Annotated in this window: 23 protein-coding genes, 1 tRNA gene and 1 pseudogene; 14 read left to right on the plus strand and 11 right to left on the minus strand. The window is 66.4% G+C overall.

The window, feature by feature from the left end:
• The first annotated feature begins 21 nt into the window (after positions 1-21).
• Positions 22-714 (plus strand): bifunctional phosphoribosyl-AMP cyclohydrolase/phosphoribosyl-ATP diphosphatase HisIE, encoded by a 693-nt coding sequence (gene hisIE / locus H6G16_RS01060; RefSeq protein ID WP_347238747.1) that lies wholly within the window; start codon positions 22-24, stop codon positions 712-714.
• Here hisIE and H6G16_RS01065 read toward each other — a convergent pair.
• Complete coding sequence (locus tag H6G16_RS01065) at positions 653-1,447, minus strand: peptidase (protein ID WP_190388489.1); 795 nt, start codon at positions 1,445-1,447, stop codon at positions 653-655. The two genes, hisIE and H6G16_RS01065, sit on opposite strands and share 62 nt — an antisense overlap.
• Entirely contained in the window at positions 1,447-1,935 is a 489-nt protein-coding gene (locus H6G16_RS01070; protein ID WP_190388490.1) for a DUF2214 family protein, read from the minus strand. The genes H6G16_RS01065 and H6G16_RS01070 overlap by 1 nt, the downstream gene beginning before the upstream one ends.
• Positions 1,936-2,138: 203 nt before the next feature.
• On the opposite strand from H6G16_RS01070, the gene H6G16_RS01075 reads away from it, so the two are divergent.
• Genes H6G16_RS01075 through H6G16_RS01095 form a run of 5 tightly spaced genes read left to right on the plus strand, consistent with a single transcriptional unit; the run spans position 2,139 to position 4,606 of the window.
• Positions 2,139-3,062: a sigma-70 family RNA polymerase sigma factor gene (locus H6G16_RS01075; RefSeq protein WP_190388491.1), complete on the plus strand. Its 924-nt coding sequence runs from the start codon at positions 2,139-2,141 to the stop codon at positions 3,060-3,062.
• Between the two features lie 18 nt (positions 3,063-3,080).
• Positions 3,081-3,473 carry a DUF1232 domain-containing protein gene (locus tag H6G16_RS01080; RefSeq protein WP_190388492.1) on the plus strand — a complete coding sequence of 131 codons (393 nt, stop codon included), beginning with the start codon at positions 3,081-3,083 and terminating at the stop codon, positions 3,471-3,473.
• A 5-nt stretch (positions 3,474-3,478) separates the two neighbouring features.
• Positions 3,479-3,805, plus strand: a complete 327-nt coding sequence (locus tag H6G16_RS01085; protein WP_190388493.1) for a hypothetical protein — start codon at positions 3,479-3,481, stop codon at positions 3,803-3,805.
• A 59-nt stretch (positions 3,806-3,864) separates the two neighbouring features.
• On the plus strand, positions 3,865-4,104 hold the full coding sequence (locus H6G16_RS01090) for a hypothetical protein (protein ID WP_242036086.1): 240 nt from the start codon (positions 3,865-3,867) through the stop codon (positions 4,102-4,104).
• Positions 4,105-4,114: 10 nt separating this feature from the next.
• Complete coding sequence (locus H6G16_RS01095; RefSeq protein ID WP_190388494.1) at positions 4,115-4,606, plus strand: phosphate-starvation-inducible PsiE family protein; 492 nt, start codon at positions 4,115-4,117, stop codon at positions 4,604-4,606.
• On the opposite strand, the gene H6G16_RS01100 is transcribed toward H6G16_RS01095, so the two are convergent.
• Entirely contained in the window at positions 4,542-5,072 is a 531-nt protein-coding gene (locus H6G16_RS01100; RefSeq protein WP_190388495.1) for a Nif11 domain/cupin domain-containing protein, read from the minus strand. The two genes, H6G16_RS01095 and H6G16_RS01100, sit on opposite strands and share 65 nt — an antisense overlap.
• Positions 5,065-5,589, minus strand: coding sequence for a GNAT family N-acetyltransferase (locus H6G16_RS01105; RefSeq protein WP_190388496.1), 525 nt, complete (start codon positions 5,587-5,589; stop codon positions 5,065-5,067). The genes H6G16_RS01100 and H6G16_RS01105 overlap by 8 nt, the downstream gene beginning before the upstream one ends.
• Positions 5,590-5,762: 173 nt before the next feature.
• Here H6G16_RS01105 and H6G16_RS01110 point away from each other — a divergent pair, with 173 nt between their 5' ends.
• Both H6G16_RS01110 and H6G16_RS01115 read left to right on the plus strand, forming a co-directional pair.
• Positions 5,763-6,128 (plus strand): AbrB family transcriptional regulator, encoded by a 366-nt coding sequence (locus H6G16_RS01110; protein ID WP_190388497.1) that lies wholly within the window; start codon positions 5,763-5,765, stop codon positions 6,126-6,128.
• Positions 6,129-6,249: 121 nt separating this feature from the next.
• Entirely contained in the window at positions 6,250-6,645 is a 396-nt protein-coding gene (locus H6G16_RS01115) for a c-type cytochrome (protein ID WP_242036087.1), read from the plus strand.
• Positions 6,646-6,696: 51 nt separating this feature from the next.
• Here the strand turns inward: H6G16_RS01115 and H6G16_RS01120 are convergent, their stop codons facing one another.
• Positions 6,697-6,963, minus strand: a complete 267-nt coding sequence (locus tag H6G16_RS01120; protein WP_190388498.1) for a YciI family protein — start codon at positions 6,961-6,963, stop codon at positions 6,697-6,699.
• A gap of 113 nt (positions 6,964-7,076) precedes the next feature.
• Here H6G16_RS01120 and H6G16_RS01125 point away from each other — a divergent pair, with 113 nt between their 5' ends.
• Positions 7,077-7,337: a hypothetical protein gene (locus tag H6G16_RS01125; RefSeq protein ID WP_242036088.1), complete on the plus strand. Its 261-nt coding sequence runs from the start codon at positions 7,077-7,079 to the stop codon at positions 7,335-7,337.
• Between the two features lie 136 nt (positions 7,338-7,473).
• On the plus strand, positions 7,474-8,706 hold the full coding sequence (locus tag H6G16_RS01130; RefSeq protein WP_347238748.1) for an aminotransferase class I/II-fold pyridoxal phosphate-dependent enzyme: 1,233 nt from the start codon (positions 7,474-7,476) through the stop codon (positions 8,704-8,706).
• Between the two features lie 11 nt (positions 8,707-8,717).
• On the opposite strand, the gene trpA is transcribed toward H6G16_RS01130, so the two are convergent.
• From trpA to H6G16_RS01145, 3 genes are read right to left on the minus strand one after another with little or no spacing between them, the layout of a single operon-like run.
• Positions 8,718-9,533 (minus strand): tryptophan synthase subunit alpha, encoded by an 816-nt coding sequence (trpA, locus tag H6G16_RS01135; RefSeq protein ID WP_190388499.1) that lies wholly within the window; start codon positions 9,531-9,533, stop codon positions 8,718-8,720.
• Positions 9,534-9,580: 47 nt separating this feature from the next.
• Positions 9,581-9,922 (minus strand): DUF3007 family protein, encoded by a 342-nt coding sequence (locus H6G16_RS01140; RefSeq protein WP_190388500.1) that lies wholly within the window; start codon positions 9,920-9,922, stop codon positions 9,581-9,583.
• On the minus strand, positions 9,919-10,170 hold the full coding sequence (locus tag H6G16_RS01145; RefSeq protein WP_190388565.1) for an NAD(P)H-quinone oxidoreductase subunit L: 252 nt from the start codon (positions 10,168-10,170) through the stop codon (positions 9,919-9,921). Before H6G16_RS01145 ends, H6G16_RS01140 begins: the two co-directional genes overlap by 4 nt.
• Before the next feature lie 55 nt (positions 10,171-10,225).
• Here H6G16_RS01145 and H6G16_RS01150 point away from each other — a divergent pair.
• Positions 10,226-10,309 (plus strand) — tRNA-Leu (locus tag H6G16_RS01150).
• A 427-nt stretch (positions 10,310-10,736) separates the two neighbouring features.
• On the opposite strand, the gene H6G16_RS01155 is transcribed toward H6G16_RS01150, so the two are convergent.
• Positions 10,737-11,108, minus strand: coding sequence for a hypothetical protein (locus tag H6G16_RS01155; RefSeq protein ID WP_190388501.1), 372 nt, complete (start codon positions 11,106-11,108; stop codon positions 10,737-10,739).
• Between the two features lie 109 nt (positions 11,109-11,217).
• Complete coding sequence (locus H6G16_RS01160) at positions 11,218-11,514, minus strand: Nif11-like leader peptide family natural product precursor (protein ID WP_190388502.1); 297 nt, start codon at positions 11,512-11,514, stop codon at positions 11,218-11,220.
• A gap of 121 nt (positions 11,515-11,635) precedes the next feature.
• On the opposite strand from H6G16_RS01160, the gene H6G16_RS01165 reads away from it, so the two are divergent.
• Genes H6G16_RS01165 through H6G16_RS12925 form a run of 3 tightly spaced genes read left to right on the plus strand, consistent with a single transcriptional unit; the run spans position 11,636 to position 14,636 of the window.
• Positions 11,636-12,703, plus strand: a complete 1,068-nt coding sequence (locus H6G16_RS01165) for a calcium/sodium antiporter (RefSeq protein WP_190388503.1) — start codon at positions 11,636-11,638, stop codon at positions 12,701-12,703.
• Positions 12,700-13,356, plus strand: a complete 657-nt coding sequence (locus tag H6G16_RS01170) for a DedA family protein (RefSeq protein WP_190388504.1) — start codon at positions 12,700-12,702, stop codon at positions 13,354-13,356. Before H6G16_RS01165 ends, H6G16_RS01170 begins: the two co-directional genes overlap by 4 nt.
• Before the next feature lie 2 nt (positions 13,357-13,358).
• Positions 13,359-14,636, plus strand: a complete 1,278-nt coding sequence (locus H6G16_RS12925) for an MFS transporter (RefSeq protein WP_242036089.1) — start codon at positions 13,359-13,361, stop codon at positions 14,634-14,636.
• A 177-nt stretch (positions 14,637-14,813) separates the two neighbouring features.
• Here H6G16_RS12925 and H6G16_RS13250 read toward each other — a convergent pair.
• A pseudogene (locus H6G16_RS13250) lies at positions 14,814-14,906 on the minus strand (YqhA family protein); the annotation flags it as partial.
• Positions 14,907-15,100: the final 194 nt, after the last annotated feature.

Raw genomic sequence — 15,100 nt, forward strand, 5'->3', positions numbered from 1 at the left:
GGGCAGATCGATCGGCAGCCCGTGCAGGCTTCATTTAAGGCCCCAGATCCGGCCTACACCGCGTCGCTTCAGGCCACCCTTCGTTTCAACGAGGCCGGGTTGATTCCTGCGGTGGCCCAGGACTGGCTCGATGGGGCCGTGCTGATGGTGGCCTGGATGAATCGCGAATCCATCGAGCGCACCCTGGCCAGCGGTGAAGTGCATTACTGGAGCCGCTCGCGGCAGGAGCTGTGGCACAAGGGGGCCACCAGCGGCGCCATCCAAACCCTGAAGGGCCTGCGCTACGACTGCGACGCCGATGTGCTGCTGCTCACGGTGGAGCAGCGCGGCGATGGGGCCTGCCACACCGGCGCCCGCAGCTGCTTCTACGACGATGGCCCCGTGCCTTCGAGCGGTGGGGCGTCCGCCCCGCAACCCCCGGCGGATGTCTGCACCGAGCTGATGCGGGTGATCGAGGGCCGGCGCGACCGGCCCGAGCCCGGCAGCTACACCAACAAGCTGTTGGAGGGCGGCGACAACCGCATCCTCAAGAAGATCGGTGAGGAGAGCGCTGAATTTGTGATGGCCTGCAAGGACGCCAACGCCGCCGAGATTGCCGGCGAAGCCGCTGACATCGTGTTCCACCTCCAGGTGGCCCTGGCCCACCACGGCGTCAGTTGGCGCCAGGTGCAAGCGGTGCTGGCCCAGCGGCGGGGGGCGCCCCGGCGGGATTGACCGGTGCTGGATCGGCCAGTCCGGGTTGGGCCTGGAGCCAGCGCAGGGTGGCCCGGTCGCGGGGGCTCAGCTGCAGCACCGGTCGGCTGCCCGGAACGGCGCTGAGGGCATCGCCCGGCTGATCGCTGTGGCCCCAGAGCCCGAAGGCGTGGCCGAGCTCGTGCAGGGCGGTGGCCTCCATGGCCGGCACCCCCTGGCCCGGACTGAGCTGCACGGTCACCTGGGGTTCGATCCGCCAGGGGCTGGCCGGTTGCCCGGGCTCACCCCGCCGCACCTCCACCAGCATCAAGGTGGCGCGGCCATGGCTGGCGCGCCCGTTCTGCACGGGGGGCCGGCGCCTCAGCAGCCGCACCTGGGCCCGCTCCGGATCGTCCACCACCGTGATCGGCAGATCCCGCTGCCAACTGGCCAGGGCTCCCTCCACGGCCTGGCGCCAGCGCCCATCCCACAGGGCCGCTGGCCCCGTGTTGGCCCCGGGCTCGATCCAGAGGCACCAGTGGGGGCGGCGCGCCCAGCCCAAGGGGGTGGGTCGCAGCTGGTGGCGGTAGTCGGCGTTGGTGGGGCTGGGGCTAGGGGCGGCGGGCGCTGGGGTGGCGGCCCTGGCAGCGGGGATTGGCCGCTGGTCCTGCAATGGTGGACAGGGATCGGCGGCCGCCGGGCCAGCGAGGGCGGGTCGGGCCAGGGCCATCAGGCCGGCCAGGCTCGCCAGCAGTGGCGCCTGGACCCGACCCATCAGGCGGGCAGGCCGACGCCCCGGGCCATCAAGGTGGCGAGCAGGGGCACCAGGGCAAAACCGACGAGCTCGATGTTGAGGATCCAGCCCAGCCGTTTGGCGAGGGCTTCGCTCACCTGGGGCAGCTCGCCCTTGCGCAGGGGGATCGCCCAGAGGATGTAGGTGATGGTGGGGTACAGCGACAGGCCGCCCACACCCAGGTAGAGGCCCACCTTCCACCAAAACAGGGGGTTTTCCGTATAGAAGGCGCTGCCCTGGCCGAAGTACAGCACCCGCAGGATGCCGCTGCCCAGCAGGGCCAGGGCCGCGAGGCCGTACACCACATCCGTGATCACCATCAAGGTGGCATCGGCCTTGCTGGGATTGGGCCTGATCAGCCGCCGCTCCAGCACTAGGGCGCCGAAGCAGAGCATGAAGCTCACGTAGTGCACATAGGCCACGCCAGCCCGGGAGAGCACCTCGGGGGGAATGGCGGCAAGACCTGGCATCGACAGAAGGCAGTGGCTCGCAACGGTAACCGCCGGGTCTGCCCCCCTGCTGCCGCATCTCGAACACCCTGCAAATCAGCAGCCATTGTGAAAACCGCAGCTGGTGTGAAATTGGGAAGGAAGGTTGAAAGTTGGAAGCTTTTCCGTTGGTTCCTTTTTGCTTGCTGATTGCCCTTAGGTTCAATTCATTGCACGGGTGAACCATGGCGAGCTCCTTGAGCGCCTTTTTGGGTGAGATTGGTCGCCATCAGTTGTTGACCCCGGAGCAGGAGCTCACCCTGGGCCGCAAGGTGCAGGCCATGGCCGAGCTGCAAGAGCGCTGTCGCGAAGCCGGCGGGGCCGGCCCCGCCTGTGACTACAACGACTTGGAACGCCGCACCCTGAAAACGGGCGAGCGGGCCAAGAACCAGATGATCACGGCCAACCTGCGCTTGGTGGTCAACCTGGCCAAGCGTTACCAGAACAAAGGTCTTGACCTGTTGGATCTGATTCAGGAGGGCACCTTGGGCCTCACCCGGGCCGTGGAGAAATATGACCCCACCCGCGGCCATCGCTTCAGCACCTATGCCTACTGGTGGATTCGTCAGGGCCTCAATCGTGCCCTGTCCACCCAGAGCCGCACCATTCGCATTCCGGTGAATGTGAATGAAAAACTCACCAAATTGCGCGCGGCCAAGGCGCGCTATCTGCAGGCCAATGGCACCGCCCCCGCGCCGGCCCACTTGGCCCGGATGTTGAGCCTTCCCCTCGATGAGGTGGAAGATCTGCTGGGCTGTGAGTTGCGCAGCATCACGGTCAGTCTCCAGGGGGTGGTGAAGTCGAAGTCGGATCCCTCCGAGCTGGTGGATGTGTTGCCCAGTCCGGAGCTGCCGCCGATGGAGCGGGCCGAGCTCGCTGAGCGCACCGCCACGGTGTGGACCCTGCTGGATCGGGCCAACCTCACCCCCAAGGAGCGCACCGTGGTGATGCTGCGCTTTGGCCTGGATGGCAGCCACGAATGGCGCACTCTGGCGGAGGTGGCTCGTCAGCTCGAATGCAGCCGGGAGTATTGCCGCCAGGTGGTGCAACGGGCCCTGCGCAAGTTGCGGAAAACCGGCATCGAGAGTGGGTTGGTGGAGGTCGAGTAGCTGGCGCCTGGTTCTTGAATGGGAGGGTTGGTTGCCGATCTGCCCGTGACGGATTCCGTGCATTCCGCCCCCGTGGATGCCCAGGTGCTTGAGAGCACCGTGGTGGATGAGGCGGTGCTGCTCAAGTTGCTGCGGCGTGCCGGACGCACCCTGGCCCGTCCGGCCCTCGAGTGCCTGGAGTTGCTGCTCGATCCCCACACCCCGGCTTCGGCCAAGCTCACCGTGCTGGCTGCCCTCACCTATCTGTTGGTGCCGCTCGATCTGATTCCGGATTTCATCCCTGCCGCCGGCTTCAGCGATGATCTGGTGGCGGTGACCGCCCTGCTCGGGCTCTGCACCCGCCATCGCACCCCGGCGGTGCGGATGCGGGCCCAGCGTCGCCTGGACCGTTGGTTCCCTGTGGATCGCTGAAGTCGATGTCGATCCTCACCAGCGACCAGCTCGAAGACCTGCAGGCCTTCCTCAAAGACTGGTTGCGGCACACCGGCCGCACCCAGGCGGATCTGCGCCGGGCCCTCCACGCCGCCTCGATTCGGATGCCGGTGCTGCTGGAGGTGCTGCAGCGCACTTACACCCGCCAGGGGCTGCCCGGGCTGGCCGAACAGCTCTGTGGTGTTGAAGAGCTCTGGCATCGGGAAGACGGCGCCGCCGAGGGGGGAAATGCCTCCTTGCCCGGCCTGGATGCCTCCTTGGGCCAGCTGGATCTGCTGTTGCAGGAAATTCGTCAGGAGCAGCAGCCCTGAGGTTTTCTGTCCAGAGTGGGGCGATGCCGCTTCTTCCTTGAATGCAGACAATGCACAGAATGCAGAGTGTTCTGGCCGCCGCATCGATCGGTCTGGGTTCTGTGCTCGGCGGAGCCCCTGCCCTGGCCCAGTCCGAGAGCTTTTTGGTGGGCCCTGGAAGTTCCGTCGGCCCTGCCACCAGGGTGAAGCCCAAGAACTGCGTCACCGGCTCGGATGGATCGATCACCTGTGACACCCAGCTGGAAAACTCGCCCAGCGACACCCAGGCACGTCCGGTCTTCGAGCAGTTCAAGAACTGAAGGCCCCGGCATGACGCGCTTCAGACAGATCTTGCAGGACAGCAGCTATCTCAGGCTGATCGACCGCAGTGAGCAGGTGCTCACCAAGGTGTTGGGCCTGGTGCTGCTGGTGGTCATGGTGGCGGCCACGGTTCAGCTGATCGGTGTGGTGGGGTTGGCCGTGGTGCAACCGGGCACCCCTTGGCTCTCCACAACCCTCAACACCGTGCTCGGTGATCTGCTAACCCTGCTGATTGCCCTGGAGGTTCTCCAGAACATCACCTCCTATCTGCGCCACCACGTGGTGCAGATCGAATTGGTGCTGCTCACGGCCATGACCGCGGTGGCGCGGAAGGTGATCGTGCTGCCGCCTGGCGCTGAAAACAAGCCCGAATTGTTGGGTGGGCTCGGCGTTGCGGTACTCGCCTTGGCGGCCGCCTTTTGGTTGGTGCGCAGTCTCAACATCCGCAAGCCTCCCGCCAGAACAGGGCCAGCCATACGGAACCCGGAGCCGGATCGGTAGACACCAGCCGGTGCCGGCGGTGGGCCGGAATCAGCAGGCTGTCGCCCCGGCACAGTTGCCGCACCTGAGCTTCATCTTCAAAGGCAATTTGGGCGCTCCCCTGCAGCAGCAGCACCCATTCATGGTCGTTCTGGTCGTACCAGAAGTCCGGTGGACTTGAGGCCTGGCAGGAATGGATCCGCTCGAGTCGCCAGTCGGCTTGCTCCAGCAACACGCTGGTGACCTCTTGGCCCGGTGCTGGACAGGGGGGCATCAACAGGTTGTCGTGACCTGCCAGCGGAGGGTCTGTTTCCCCCCAGCGCCTGCCGATCTCAAAACCCTGGCTGCGGGCCAGGGCCACCACGCCATGGTGGTCACTGCAATCGCGCAGAGCCTGGCGCAGAACCGGGTCGGTTTCGCTGCGGGCCACGAACGCATTCAGTTGGCGCACCTTCTCCAGAAATTGCTGCAGCTGGGCTTCAGCCACCGATGGTCTCCGCCTGTTGGTTGTCCAATCCCCCATGGGGTTGGATCAGGGGCTTGATCATCCGCCATCGCAGGAAGGCCTCCCCGGCAAACATCACCGTTTCTTCGGCGTCGATCCGCCAGCCGAGCCGTAACAGCAGGGGTTTGGACAACTGGCTGGCCTCGGTATGCCACTGCCTGCAACCCTGATGCCAGGCATGGTGTTCAAGGGCCCGCAGGATGGTGCTGCTGCGTCCCTGCCGGCAGGAGCGTCCACGGCAATAGAGCAGGGAAAGCCTCTGGATCGGATCCAGCAAGCCAAAGGCCTCAATCTGGGTTGGATCGTTTTCAGCGCAGCTGGCCAGGCCATAGCCCCGGCTGAGGGCGTCCCGCACAGCGTTGCTGGTGTGGGCGTGGTTCGACCAGGCTGCAATCTGGGCGGGGCTGTAGAGACCTTCGGCCTGGCTGATCACCGCATCGCGATACACCGCTGCCACTTGATCCAGATCGTCCGGATGCAGCTTGCGCAGGCTCGCCATCCATGTCATGGGATCAGCTTGCTTTCTATCACTGTTACGCGCGGGCTGGCTAAAGGTCTGAATCTTCCTGGATTGATTTGATCGGCAAAGCTTGGCAGCAGCAGTTAATGGTGTACATTCTGGATGTAATCCCTGGGGTGAATCCCCAACCATCCCACCAATCCCCTAAATCAATGCTCACCGGATCGGAACTGCTGGCCAAGGTCAAAGAACTTGGCGATGTGGGTAAGTCGGAGATCGTCCGGGCTTGCGGGTATGTGTCCAGCAAGAAAGACGGTGGCGATCGGCTCAACTTCACGGCCTTCTACGAAGCCCTGCTGGAGGCCAAAGGGGTGGAGCTCGGTGGCTCCGGCAAGGTCGGCAAGGGCGGCCGCAAGCTCAGCTATGTCGCCACCGTGCAAGGCAATGGCAACCTGTTGATTGGCAAGGCCTACACCGCCCTGCTCGACCTCAAGCCCGGCGATGAATTCGAAATCAAGCTCGGCCGTAAGCAAATTCGCCTGATCCCCGCCGGTGCCACCGACGAAGACGAAGAGTGATCGCTCCCGTGACGGCCTCTGAGGCTTTGTCACCGGACCCCATCCGTCTCAATGCAACCCCCGGCTGGACCGGGGGTTTTTTGTGACCGCCGAGCCCCAGACTGATAGTCGCCCTGAACGGATGGTCGGAATGCTTCAGCTGATGCGTCGCCATACCGCCAGCGTCCTGGCGATGCTCTTGACGGCAGCTCTTGCGGTCATGGGATTCGGCCTGTTGCAGGCTCCCGCTCCGGCGCTGGCCGCGTTGGCTCCCGAACAGTCCGCCGGAGCTGGCTTGTTTGAGCAGCACTGCGTGGGCTGCCATGTCAATGGCGGCAACATCATTCGCCGCGGCAAAACCCTGCGAATGGCCGCGTTGGAGCGCAACGGCATCAACGGGCCGGAGCAGATTGCGGCCATCGCTGCAGGCGGTCAGGGCCAGATGTCGGCCTACGGAGCTGTGCTCGGCGAGGGGGGCCCGCAGGCTGTGGCGGCCTATGTGTGGCAACAGGCCCAGCTGGATTGGCCCAAGGGCTGAGCCCTCTGGAACCTCGGCCAACAACATTGGCCCGGGTCAACGCCTCCCCGCTCAGAATGCCTGGATCCAGGGATAGACCTGCACGGCCGTCCAGATGCCGTGGCGCCAGTACACATCGCCCTTCACCAGGGTCTCCACCTGCTCCAGACTTTCGGCCTCATAAATCCCAAACACGTGGGTGCTGCCCTCGGTGGGGCCCAGGGTGATCAGTGTGCCGGCGTCCTTGAGCTGCTGCAGTCCGGCCAGATGTTCGTCCCGGTAGGGGGTGCGCTTTTCCAGCGCGTTGTCGCAGTAGGTGCCCCAAAGCACAAAGCGCATGCTGTTGTCAGGAGGTGGATGGCTTCTGAGGGTAGGGGCTTGGCGGTTGGTGGTAGGACTATTCAGAAGTTGACCGGTGCTCGTTGCCGGCCCCGTTCATGGTTTCCGCTCCGATGCTTCGCCCCACCCTCCTGCTCGCCTGTGCGGTCCTGATTGCGGCTCCCGCCCACGCCAACATGGTTCAACAGATCATCGTGGGCAAGTGTTCCCAGGCCATGCAGGACGACTTCAAGAAGGCCGGGAAAACTCCGCCGGCCGGCATGGTGGATGACACCTGTGGCTGCATCGCCGACGGCATGCTCAAGAAACGCCAGAGCCTCGATCAGGCCAAGACCATCTGTGTCAAGCAGACCACGGCCAAATACAACCCCTAAGCCACTTGCCAACGGTGGAGCCCGTAGCTAGGGGTGAAGTGTTGCCGAGGTCGGGAAGCGGCCACCAGCTCCCGCACTGTTCCAAACCGGCGGCATCGGGCGTCCCGTTAGGGGCGCCCCCAACCTTTCCCCAGCCGTGAGCCAGCCCATCGCCGCGCACACCCCGGGGCCGGCGCGGCGGCTGCAGGCCGTGCTCAGTCCGGTGATCCCCGAGCTGGCGGCCCTGGTGCGCGACACCCCGGGCACCCTGTCGCTGGCCCAGGGCATGGTGGCCTGGGATCCCCCCGAGACCGTTGCCGCCGCCGTGGCGGCGGCCCTGGCCGCCGGCGGCCCCGACTTGCATCGCTATGGCGCCCTGCAGGGCGACCCCCAGCTTCTGGAGGCCATTGCCGCCAAGTTGACGGCCCACAACCGGCTGGAGCTTGAGGGCTCGGCGCTGGTGGTGACCGCCGGCAGCAACATGGCCTTCCATGCCGTGGCCCAGGCGATCGCCGAGGGGCCGCCTGGGGAGCCCAGCGAGGTGATTCTGCCCCTCCCCTACTACTTCAACCACGTGATGGCGGTGCAGCTCGCCGGTGCCGTGCCGGTGCTGGTGGAGGGGGGTGCCATTCCCGATCCCGAGCGTCTGGCGGCGGCGATCACGCCGCGCACCCGAGCCATCGTCACGGTGTCGCCGAACAACCCCAGCGGGGTGGTGATTCCGGCGCCGGTGTTGGCCGCGATCAACCGGCTCTGCGCCTTGCACGGCCTGTTTCACATCAGCGATGAGGCCTACGAGTTGTTTGTGCACGGCCCTGAACCCCATTGGAGTGCGGGCTCCCTGCCCGGCAGTGCGGCCCACACCGTGTCGCTGCACTCCCTCTCCAAGGCCTACGGCATGGCCGGCTGGCGGCTGGGCTACATGGCGGTGCCCGCCGCCCTGCTGCCGGCGTTGCACAAGGTGCAGGACACGGTGCTGATCTGTCCGCCGCGGCTCACCCAGCACGCGGCTCGAGCCGCCTTGGCCGCGGGGTCGGCCTGGTGCGCGCCGCGGATTGCCGCCCTGGCTGGCCGGCGTCAGCAGCTGCTGGATGCGGTGGCCAGCCAGCGGGACCAGGGGTTGCCGGTGCGCGTGCTGGCCGAGCCGGATGGGGCCTTTTATGCCCTGTTGCAGCTCGATGGTGCTGCCGCTGGCCGCCTCAGTGGCGACACCGTGATGCGCCGTCTGGTGCGGGAGCACCGGGTGGCGGCCCTCAGTGGCGAGAGCTTTGGGCTCGCTGCTGGCCGCGGCGGGCCGGTGCTGCGGCTCAGCTACGGCATGCTCGGCGCCGCCGACTTGGCCGAAGCCCTCGACCGGCTCTTCCGGGGCCTGGGGCTTCTGCTGGCTTGAGCCGCCAGGGATCAGCTGTCCAGGGCAGCCCGCAGCTCGGCGCAGAAGCGACCCGCCGCCGCGGACACGTCGCCCTGCTGGCCGTGGGCTTCCGCCATCACCTTCACCAGGGCGCTGCCCACGATCGCCCCGTCGGCACCCCAGTCGCGCACCTGACGGGCCTGCTCGGGGCCGGAAATGCCGAAACCCACCGCCACGGGGGTGTCGCCCTGGCCCTTGAGCTGGCCCACCAGGGGGCCCACCCGGGATTCCAGGCTGGTGCGCACTCCGGTCACGCCGGTGACACTCACCAGATAGGTGAAACCGCGGCTGGCGTGGTGGATCCGGCCCATGCGCTCGGCCGGGGTGGTGGGAGCCACCAACAACACCAGATCGAGGCCAGCGGCGGCGGCAATGGCCGAGAGTTTTTCGGCTTCCTCCAGGGGGAGGTCGGGCACCACCAGGCCCGCGGCTCCAGCGGCGGCGGCGGCGGCGCAGAAGGCCTCCATGCCCCGGTTGAGCAGGGGGTTGCTGTAGGTGAACAACACCACCGGGATTGTGAGCTCGCCCTTGAGGGAGCTGAGCATCTCCAGCACCCGGGCCGGCGTGGTGCCGGCGCCGAGGGCCCGGCTAGCGGCGGCCTGGATCACCGGGCCATCGGCCAAAGGGTCGCTGTAGGGGATGCCCAGCTCCACCAGGTCGGCACCGTTGGCTTCCAGGGCCAGCAGGCAGGAGCGGGTGTGGGCCAGATCTGGGTCGCCCGCCATCAGAAAGGGCATCAGGGCGCAGCGACCCTGTTGGCGCAGGGCGCTGAATCGCTGCTGGATCGGGGTGGGGGCAGAAGACACAGCAGCAGTGGCAGACACAGCAGCGGGCACGGCTTTGGCCAGTGAGCCTATGCCTCGCCCGGGGGCGCGTCTTGCAGCTGTCCTGTCTCCCGCAGCAGGCGCTCCTGTTCTTCAGGGCTGAGGGCGTCGAACTTGCGCTGCAGGGCTTCCGTGGTGAAGGCGTCGTAGGCCTCCCGGTACTCGCGGCGCTGCTGGATGAAGGTCATCTGGCCGGTGACCACCCGGAACAGGTAGCTGCCCGTCCAGGCCAGCACCAGAACCATCAGCAGGGCCGAAGCGGCAATGCCGGCGGAGAACCCCTCAAAGCCCCCCAGCTGGAACAGTCCATAGCCAGCGGCTCCCAGGCCAAAGACGCCCAGGGCGAGCACCAGGGCCTTTCCGTTGGTCATGGCTGCAGGTCACCCTGGCCGGCCATGCGCAGATTGATGAAGGGGGAAAACAGGATCAGGCCAGGAAAAAACAGGAACACCAGGCCGTAGACCCCGAAGCGCTCCAGTTTGCCCATCAGCGTCCAGCGCTTGATCATCCAGGCGTAGAGGAGCAGGGGCACCACAACGAGGTAAGTGCCGCCGAGTACCGCATAGCCGGCAAGCACGAGCAGGGTGTCCTGCGGAATGGATTGGAGGAATCCGGGCAGCGGCACGGCAGGCCTGCGGTGGGTGGTGATGTGGTGAATTTAGGATGGTCCGGCTGGGGGCATGGCGGAATTGGTAGACGCAGCGGACTTAAAATCCGCAGACGGCAACGTTGTGGGGGTTCAAGTCCCCCTGCCCCCACTGGCGTTCTGTCGGCCTTGGCCCGAGGTTCGCGACGCAAACACGGACTGGGTTCGAGATTCGGTCTAAGATGTGTGCAACCGGCAGAAGCCGGCGGGCTTCGAGCCCGCGCACGCCGGTCCCAGCACCTTGCATCCCCTTCGCTTCCTGGGGAAGGCCTCTCAAGTCAGACGATCGAGCCAGGTTTCCAGACCGATCGATGTCCCATTGACTGTCCAGCCGGACTGTCTTGTGTGATTCCCCCCTTGGGAGGAATGGCAGTCCTCCGGTGCGAGACCCATATCTGTTGAACCGTCCATGTCTCCTGTTGTGTCCCCGACATCCTTCTCAGCGACCCCGACCTTGTCGTCTCCCCTTTCCGGCCGCTCCAGTGGCCCCAGCTGCCCTTTGCATCAACGCCCCCAAGGGCGCCCGGCATCCCAGCCGCTCACGTGGGAGGAGTTGCTCGGCCAGCGCTGAGCAGCGCTTGAAAGTGCCGGCCCTCATCTCCCGGAGTGTCCGACGTGTTGAACAGCACGTCCAGATGCTCGCCCAGGCGCACCGTCAGTTCTTCCAGAACCAGTTCCTGGGGACATTCCCCCAGCCAGCTGACATTGAGGTAAACCGTCTGGCGGCTGTCCGAGAAATGGCTCTTGGCACCGGGCAAGTCGTCGTCGGTCACCAGCTCCACGGCCGGTAGGCCGCGGAAGTCTCCCTGGGCCAGCGCCTCGGCCAGGCTCACCAGGGCCGCCGGGGGCTCGCCCAGCCCCAGGGCGTGCACGGAGGCGCTCACCAGGCTGCCATCGGCGGCCCAGTCCAAAACCTGTTGACGCCAGGCCTCCAGGCACGCTCCAAGCTGTTCACTCGTGGATGGCGACGAGGATGGCGACACGGTCATCGGCTGTTGAAGAGGGGGCTGGGGAGATGGGCTAGGGCGCCTGCAGGCGCTCCCGCTGCAGATAGACCCGGATCAATTTTTCATCCATCAGCCCCTGGCGGGCCAGGGGGGCTTCATTGCAGCGCTCGAACAGCCCCAGCAGGGTGGCGGCCTGGAACTGGAAACCGTGAGCGGCCCCGATGGCCACCACATCCGGAGCTGTGATCACCTCGTTGAGCTGGTCGCGCAGGCCCTGATCCTGCTGAATCCGGCCCAGAAAACGGAACAGGGCCTCCAACTCACTGGCCTTGCTGCCGGGTTCGGCGCTCGGGTTGGCGTCCAGGTCCATCAGGGGTGCCTCGCGCGGCGCTGAAAGGAGAGCCAAAGCTAGGCGGGTTCGGCTCGGCGACCACCCCGGGGTGGGTGACCGTTCAGAATCGCCACACCTAGCCGACCCGTGTCCTGACGCGATGACCCTTTTGCCCAGTGCCATCGAGATCATCGTGGGCATCCTGCTGCTCTTCGGCGGTGGCGAATTGTTTGTGGGCGGCTCCACCGCCCTGGCCCTGCTGCTGGGGATTCCCCAGATCGTGATCGGTCTCACGGTGGTGTCGCTGGGCACCAGCGCGCCGGAGTTGTTCGTGAGCCTGATCTCCACGATTCAGGGCGGCGACGACATCGCCGTGAGCAACATCGTGGGCAGCAACATCTTCAATGTGCTGGTGGTGCTGGGCCTCAGCGCCCTGGTGGTGCCCCTGCGGGTGAAGAGCCGGCTGGTGCGCCGCGATGTGCCCCTGTTGCTGGGGGTGTCGATGGCGGTGTGGGGCATGGCGTCTGGCGGCCGCCTTACCTGGCAGGCCGGTGTTGCCTTGCTGGTGGGCACCGTGATCAACCTCGTGTGGGAGATGCGCACAGCTGGGGAGAACCCCGATGAAGCCGGGGATATCGACGACAACGACCGCGCCACCCCACCGGTGGCGGCCGCCAAATTGGCGGGGGGGCTGGTACTGCTGGTGGTGGGATCCCAGGTGCTGGTGAAAGGGGCGACCACCGCGGCGATTGCCCTGGGGGTGAGCCAGACCGTGATCGGCCTCACCATCGTGGCGGCCGGCACCTCCATGCCCGAACTGGTGACCTCCCTGGTGGCGGCCTATCGCGGCAAGGCCGACCTGGCCATCGGCAACGTGGTGGGCAGCAACCTGCTCAACCAGCTGGTGATCCTGGGGCTCTGCGGTGTTGCCTCAGGAGGTGCCGGGCTCACGGTGGATCCGGTGATGGTGAACCGCGATTTCCCGATCATGGTGCTCACGACCCTGGCCTGCCTGCCCATCTTCTGGACCAATGGGGTGATCACCCGGCTGGAGGGAGGAATCCTGGTGGGTCTCTATGGCCTTTACCTGGTGGAACAGGTGCTCACCAACACGGTGACCTCAGCGGTGGATGAATTCCGGCTGGTGGCGCTGGTGGTGGTGGTGCCGTTGGTGCTGGTCTTCCTGGTGTGGCAAACCCTGCGTTGGCGTCAGGAACGGCACGCATGAGCCTTCTGGCCAGCAGTGTTGTTCCACCCCTGAGCACCACCGGCCTGCAGGAGCTGCTCCAGATCTGGGGCTACGGGATTATTTTTCTGGCCATGCTGCTGGAAAGCGCGGGCCTGCCGCTTCCGGGAGAAACCATCACTCTCGTGGGCGGCTATGCGGCCGGTAGTGGGCAGCTGCAGGTGCTGGGGGTGATCGCCGCCGCCGCCAGTGGAGCGATCATTGGCGACAGCCTGGGCTACTGGATCGGGCGCCGGGCGGGCTGGCCCTTGCTGCTGCGGCTTGGGGCCTTGCTGCGCCAATCGCCGGAGCAGCTGGAGGGCTACCGCTCGGGGTTCCTGCGCCACGCCGGCAAGTCGGTGTTTCTGGGCCGTTTCGTGGCGGTGCTGCGGGTGGTGGCTGGCCCCATGGCCGGTGCGGTGGGCATGCCCTACCGGCGCTTTCTGGTTTGCAACTGTGCCGGCGCGGTGCTCTGGGCCACCACGATGGTGAGCCTGGCCTGGCTCGGTGGGCGCTGGGTGCCCCTGGATCGGATGCTCGAAGGGGTGTTCGAGTTTGGTCTCGGCGCCCTGCTGTTGGTTTCACTGGTGCTGCTGCTGCCCAGGCTGCTCTCCTGGTGGGAGCGCCGCCAACTCGATTCCGGGGATGGTCCCTAGGGATGGACCTCACCCCCCAGCAGCGGCGCGCCGCCACCCTGGCTGCCCTGCTGGGCAATGCCCTCGAGTGGTTTGACTTTGCCGTTTACGGCTATGTGGCCACCCCCCTGGGCCAGGCCTTTTTCCCGGCCGAGGATCCGGGCCTGCAGGCCGTAGCCGCCTTCGGTGTGTTTGCGGTGGGCTATCTGATGCGGCCCGTGGGCAGCCTGGTGCTCGGCCCCATCGGCGACCTGCTCGGGCGCCGCAACATGCTCAGCCTCAGCATCGTTCTGATGGGCGCCGCCAGCCTGTTGATCGCCCTGTTGCCCACCCATGCCCAATGGGGGGCGGGGGCTGGACTGGCCCTGCTGGGCCTGCGCATGGTGCAGGGGTTTTCGGTGGGCGGTGAATTCACCGGTTCGATGACCTACGCCACCGAGGCGGCCCGCCCCGGTCAGCAGGGGATGTTGGCCAGCTTGGCCACCGCCGGTGGCCTGGTGGGGTTCAGCCTGGGCTCCCTCACCGTGGCCCTGTTGGCCCGGGCCCTGGGTGACGCGGCCATGGACGCCTGGGGCTGGCGGCTCCCCTTCGCCCTGGGTGGGGGCGTGGCTCTCCTGGGTCTGTGGATGCGGCGGCGCATGCCGGAAACCCTGGAGCCCCACCACCGCGATCCCCAGCCCGTGGGTGCGGTTGGGTTGCTGCGGGCCATGGGGGGCCGGTTGGCTGAGGTGCGTCAGCAGGGGCCGCTGGTGCTGCGGATCGTGGCGTTGGTGTCCTTCGCCAACGTGGTGTTTTACGTGCTGTTTGTCTACCTGGTGGACTACAGCGGCCACCAGGCCGGCTCCAGCCTGGCCCAGGCCAATGCCACCTCCACCGTGATCCAGACCCTGGGGCTGCCCCTGGTGGTGTTGGGCGGGGTGCTGGCGGATCGCTGGGGCAAGCTGCCGGTGAACCGGTTTGGCACGCTGCTGCTGGCCCTGCTGGCACCGATCGCCTTACCGGTGGTGCAGCTGGCTGGCCCCGGCGGCCTGGCCATGGGTCAGCTGCTCGGGGTGTTGCCCGTGATGCTGTCCATGGGGGCCCAGGGGGTCTTGGCGGTGGAGTGGGTGCCGGTGCGGCAGCGCTGCACGGTGTTTTCGATCGCCTACAGCCTGGCGATGGCCCTGTTCGCGGGCACCGCTCCGGTGGTGTGCAGCTGGCTGCTGGAGGAGCAGGGCTGGCAGTGGGGGCCGGCCCTCTATTGCACCCTGTTTGCCCTGCCGGCGTGGTGGGCGTTGCAGGGCCGCGGCCCACGGCCCTGACCTAAGGGTGGTGGGTCTTTTGCCGCCAGCCACCAGCCAGGCGCTCAGGGCCAACAGAAATACGCTGCCGCTGAAGACCAGCAGGTTGGTGGTGCCGGTGATGGGGAAGATCAACATGGCCTTGAAGGCGGCCACGATCAAGGCCACCACGATCACCTTGACCAGCTTTTCCTTGAGATCATCAAGGCTGCGAATGTCGAGCAGGCCGCTGCCGTCGCCTTTGCCGTCTTGATGCGCCGCTTCGATGTTGGAGATCAGCAGCTCGTACACGCCGTAGCCAAAGATCAGCAGGGCGATGCCGAACCGGCACAATCGCGATCAGCCGGAAGCGCCACAACCACCGCTCAAACCAGCGCTCCAGTCTGTGCTGCCTGGCCGACATCGCTCTGCCCAAGGTGAGTTCTGAACCTGGGGGCGGAAATCCTGACTGTCCGCGGCGGGTGCGAGCAGGGGCCCAGCTTTGC

It is taken from the genome of Cyanobium sp. FACHB-13342 (assembly GCF_014697415.1).
In the GTDB taxonomy this organism is placed as follows: domain Bacteria; phylum Cyanobacteriota; class Cyanobacteriia; order PCC-6307; family Cyanobiaceae; genus Cyanobium_A.

Coding starts and splice junctions, on each gene's coding strand:
- H6G16_RS01065 (WP_190388489.1), bottom strand. CDS start 1,447: ATGGGTCGGGTCCAGGCGCCACTGCTGGCGAGCCTGGCCGGCCTGATG.
- H6G16_RS01070 (WP_190388490.1), bottom strand. CDS start 1,935: ATGCCAGGTCTTGCCGCCATTCCCCCCGAGGTGCTCTCCCGGGCTGGC.
- H6G16_RS01075 (WP_190388491.1), top strand. CDS start 2,139: ATGGCGAGCTCCTTGAGCGCCTTTTTGGGTGAGATTGGTCGCCATCAG.
- H6G16_RS01080 (WP_190388492.1), top strand. CDS start 3,081: ATGGGAGGGTTGGTTGCCGATCTGCCCGTGACGGATTCCGTGCATTCC.
- H6G16_RS01085 (WP_190388493.1), top strand. CDS start 3,479: ATGTCGATCCTCACCAGCGACCAGCTCGAAGACCTGCAGGCCTTCCTC.
- H6G16_RS01090 (WP_242036086.1), top strand. CDS start 3,865: ATGCAGAGTGTTCTGGCCGCCGCATCGATCGGTCTGGGTTCTGTGCTC.
- H6G16_RS01095 (WP_190388494.1), top strand. CDS start 4,115: ATGACGCGCTTCAGACAGATCTTGCAGGACAGCAGCTATCTCAGGCTG.
- H6G16_RS01105 (WP_190388496.1), bottom strand. CDS start 5,589: ATGGCGAGCCTGCGCAAGCTGCATCCGGACGATCTGGATCAAGTGGCA.
- H6G16_RS01110 (WP_190388497.1), top strand. CDS start 5,763: ATGCTCACCGGATCGGAACTGCTGGCCAAGGTCAAAGAACTTGGCGAT.
- H6G16_RS01115 (WP_242036087.1), top strand. CDS start 6,250: ATGGTCGGAATGCTTCAGCTGATGCGTCGCCATACCGCCAGCGTCCTG.
- H6G16_RS01120 (WP_190388498.1), bottom strand. CDS start 6,963: ATGCGCTTTGTGCTTTGGGGCACCTACTGCGACAACGCGCTGGAAAAG.
- H6G16_RS01125 (WP_242036088.1), top strand. CDS start 7,077: ATGCTTCGCCCCACCCTCCTGCTCGCCTGTGCGGTCCTGATTGCGGCT.
- H6G16_RS01140 (WP_190388500.1), bottom strand. CDS start 9,922: ATGACCAACGGAAAGGCCCTGGTGCTCGCCCTGGGCGTCTTTGGCCTG.
- H6G16_RS01160 (WP_190388502.1), bottom strand. CDS start 11,514: ATGGACCTGGACGCCAACCCGAGCGCCGAACCCGGCAGCAAGGCCAGT.
- H6G16_RS01165 (WP_190388503.1), top strand. CDS start 11,636: ATGACCCTTTTGCCCAGTGCCATCGAGATCATCGTGGGCATCCTGCTG.
- H6G16_RS01170 (WP_190388504.1), top strand. CDS start 12,700: ATGAGCCTTCTGGCCAGCAGTGTTGTTCCACCCCTGAGCACCACCGGC.
- H6G16_RS12925 (WP_242036089.1), top strand. CDS start 13,359: ATGGACCTCACCCCCCAGCAGCGGCGCGCCGCCACCCTGGCTGCCCTG.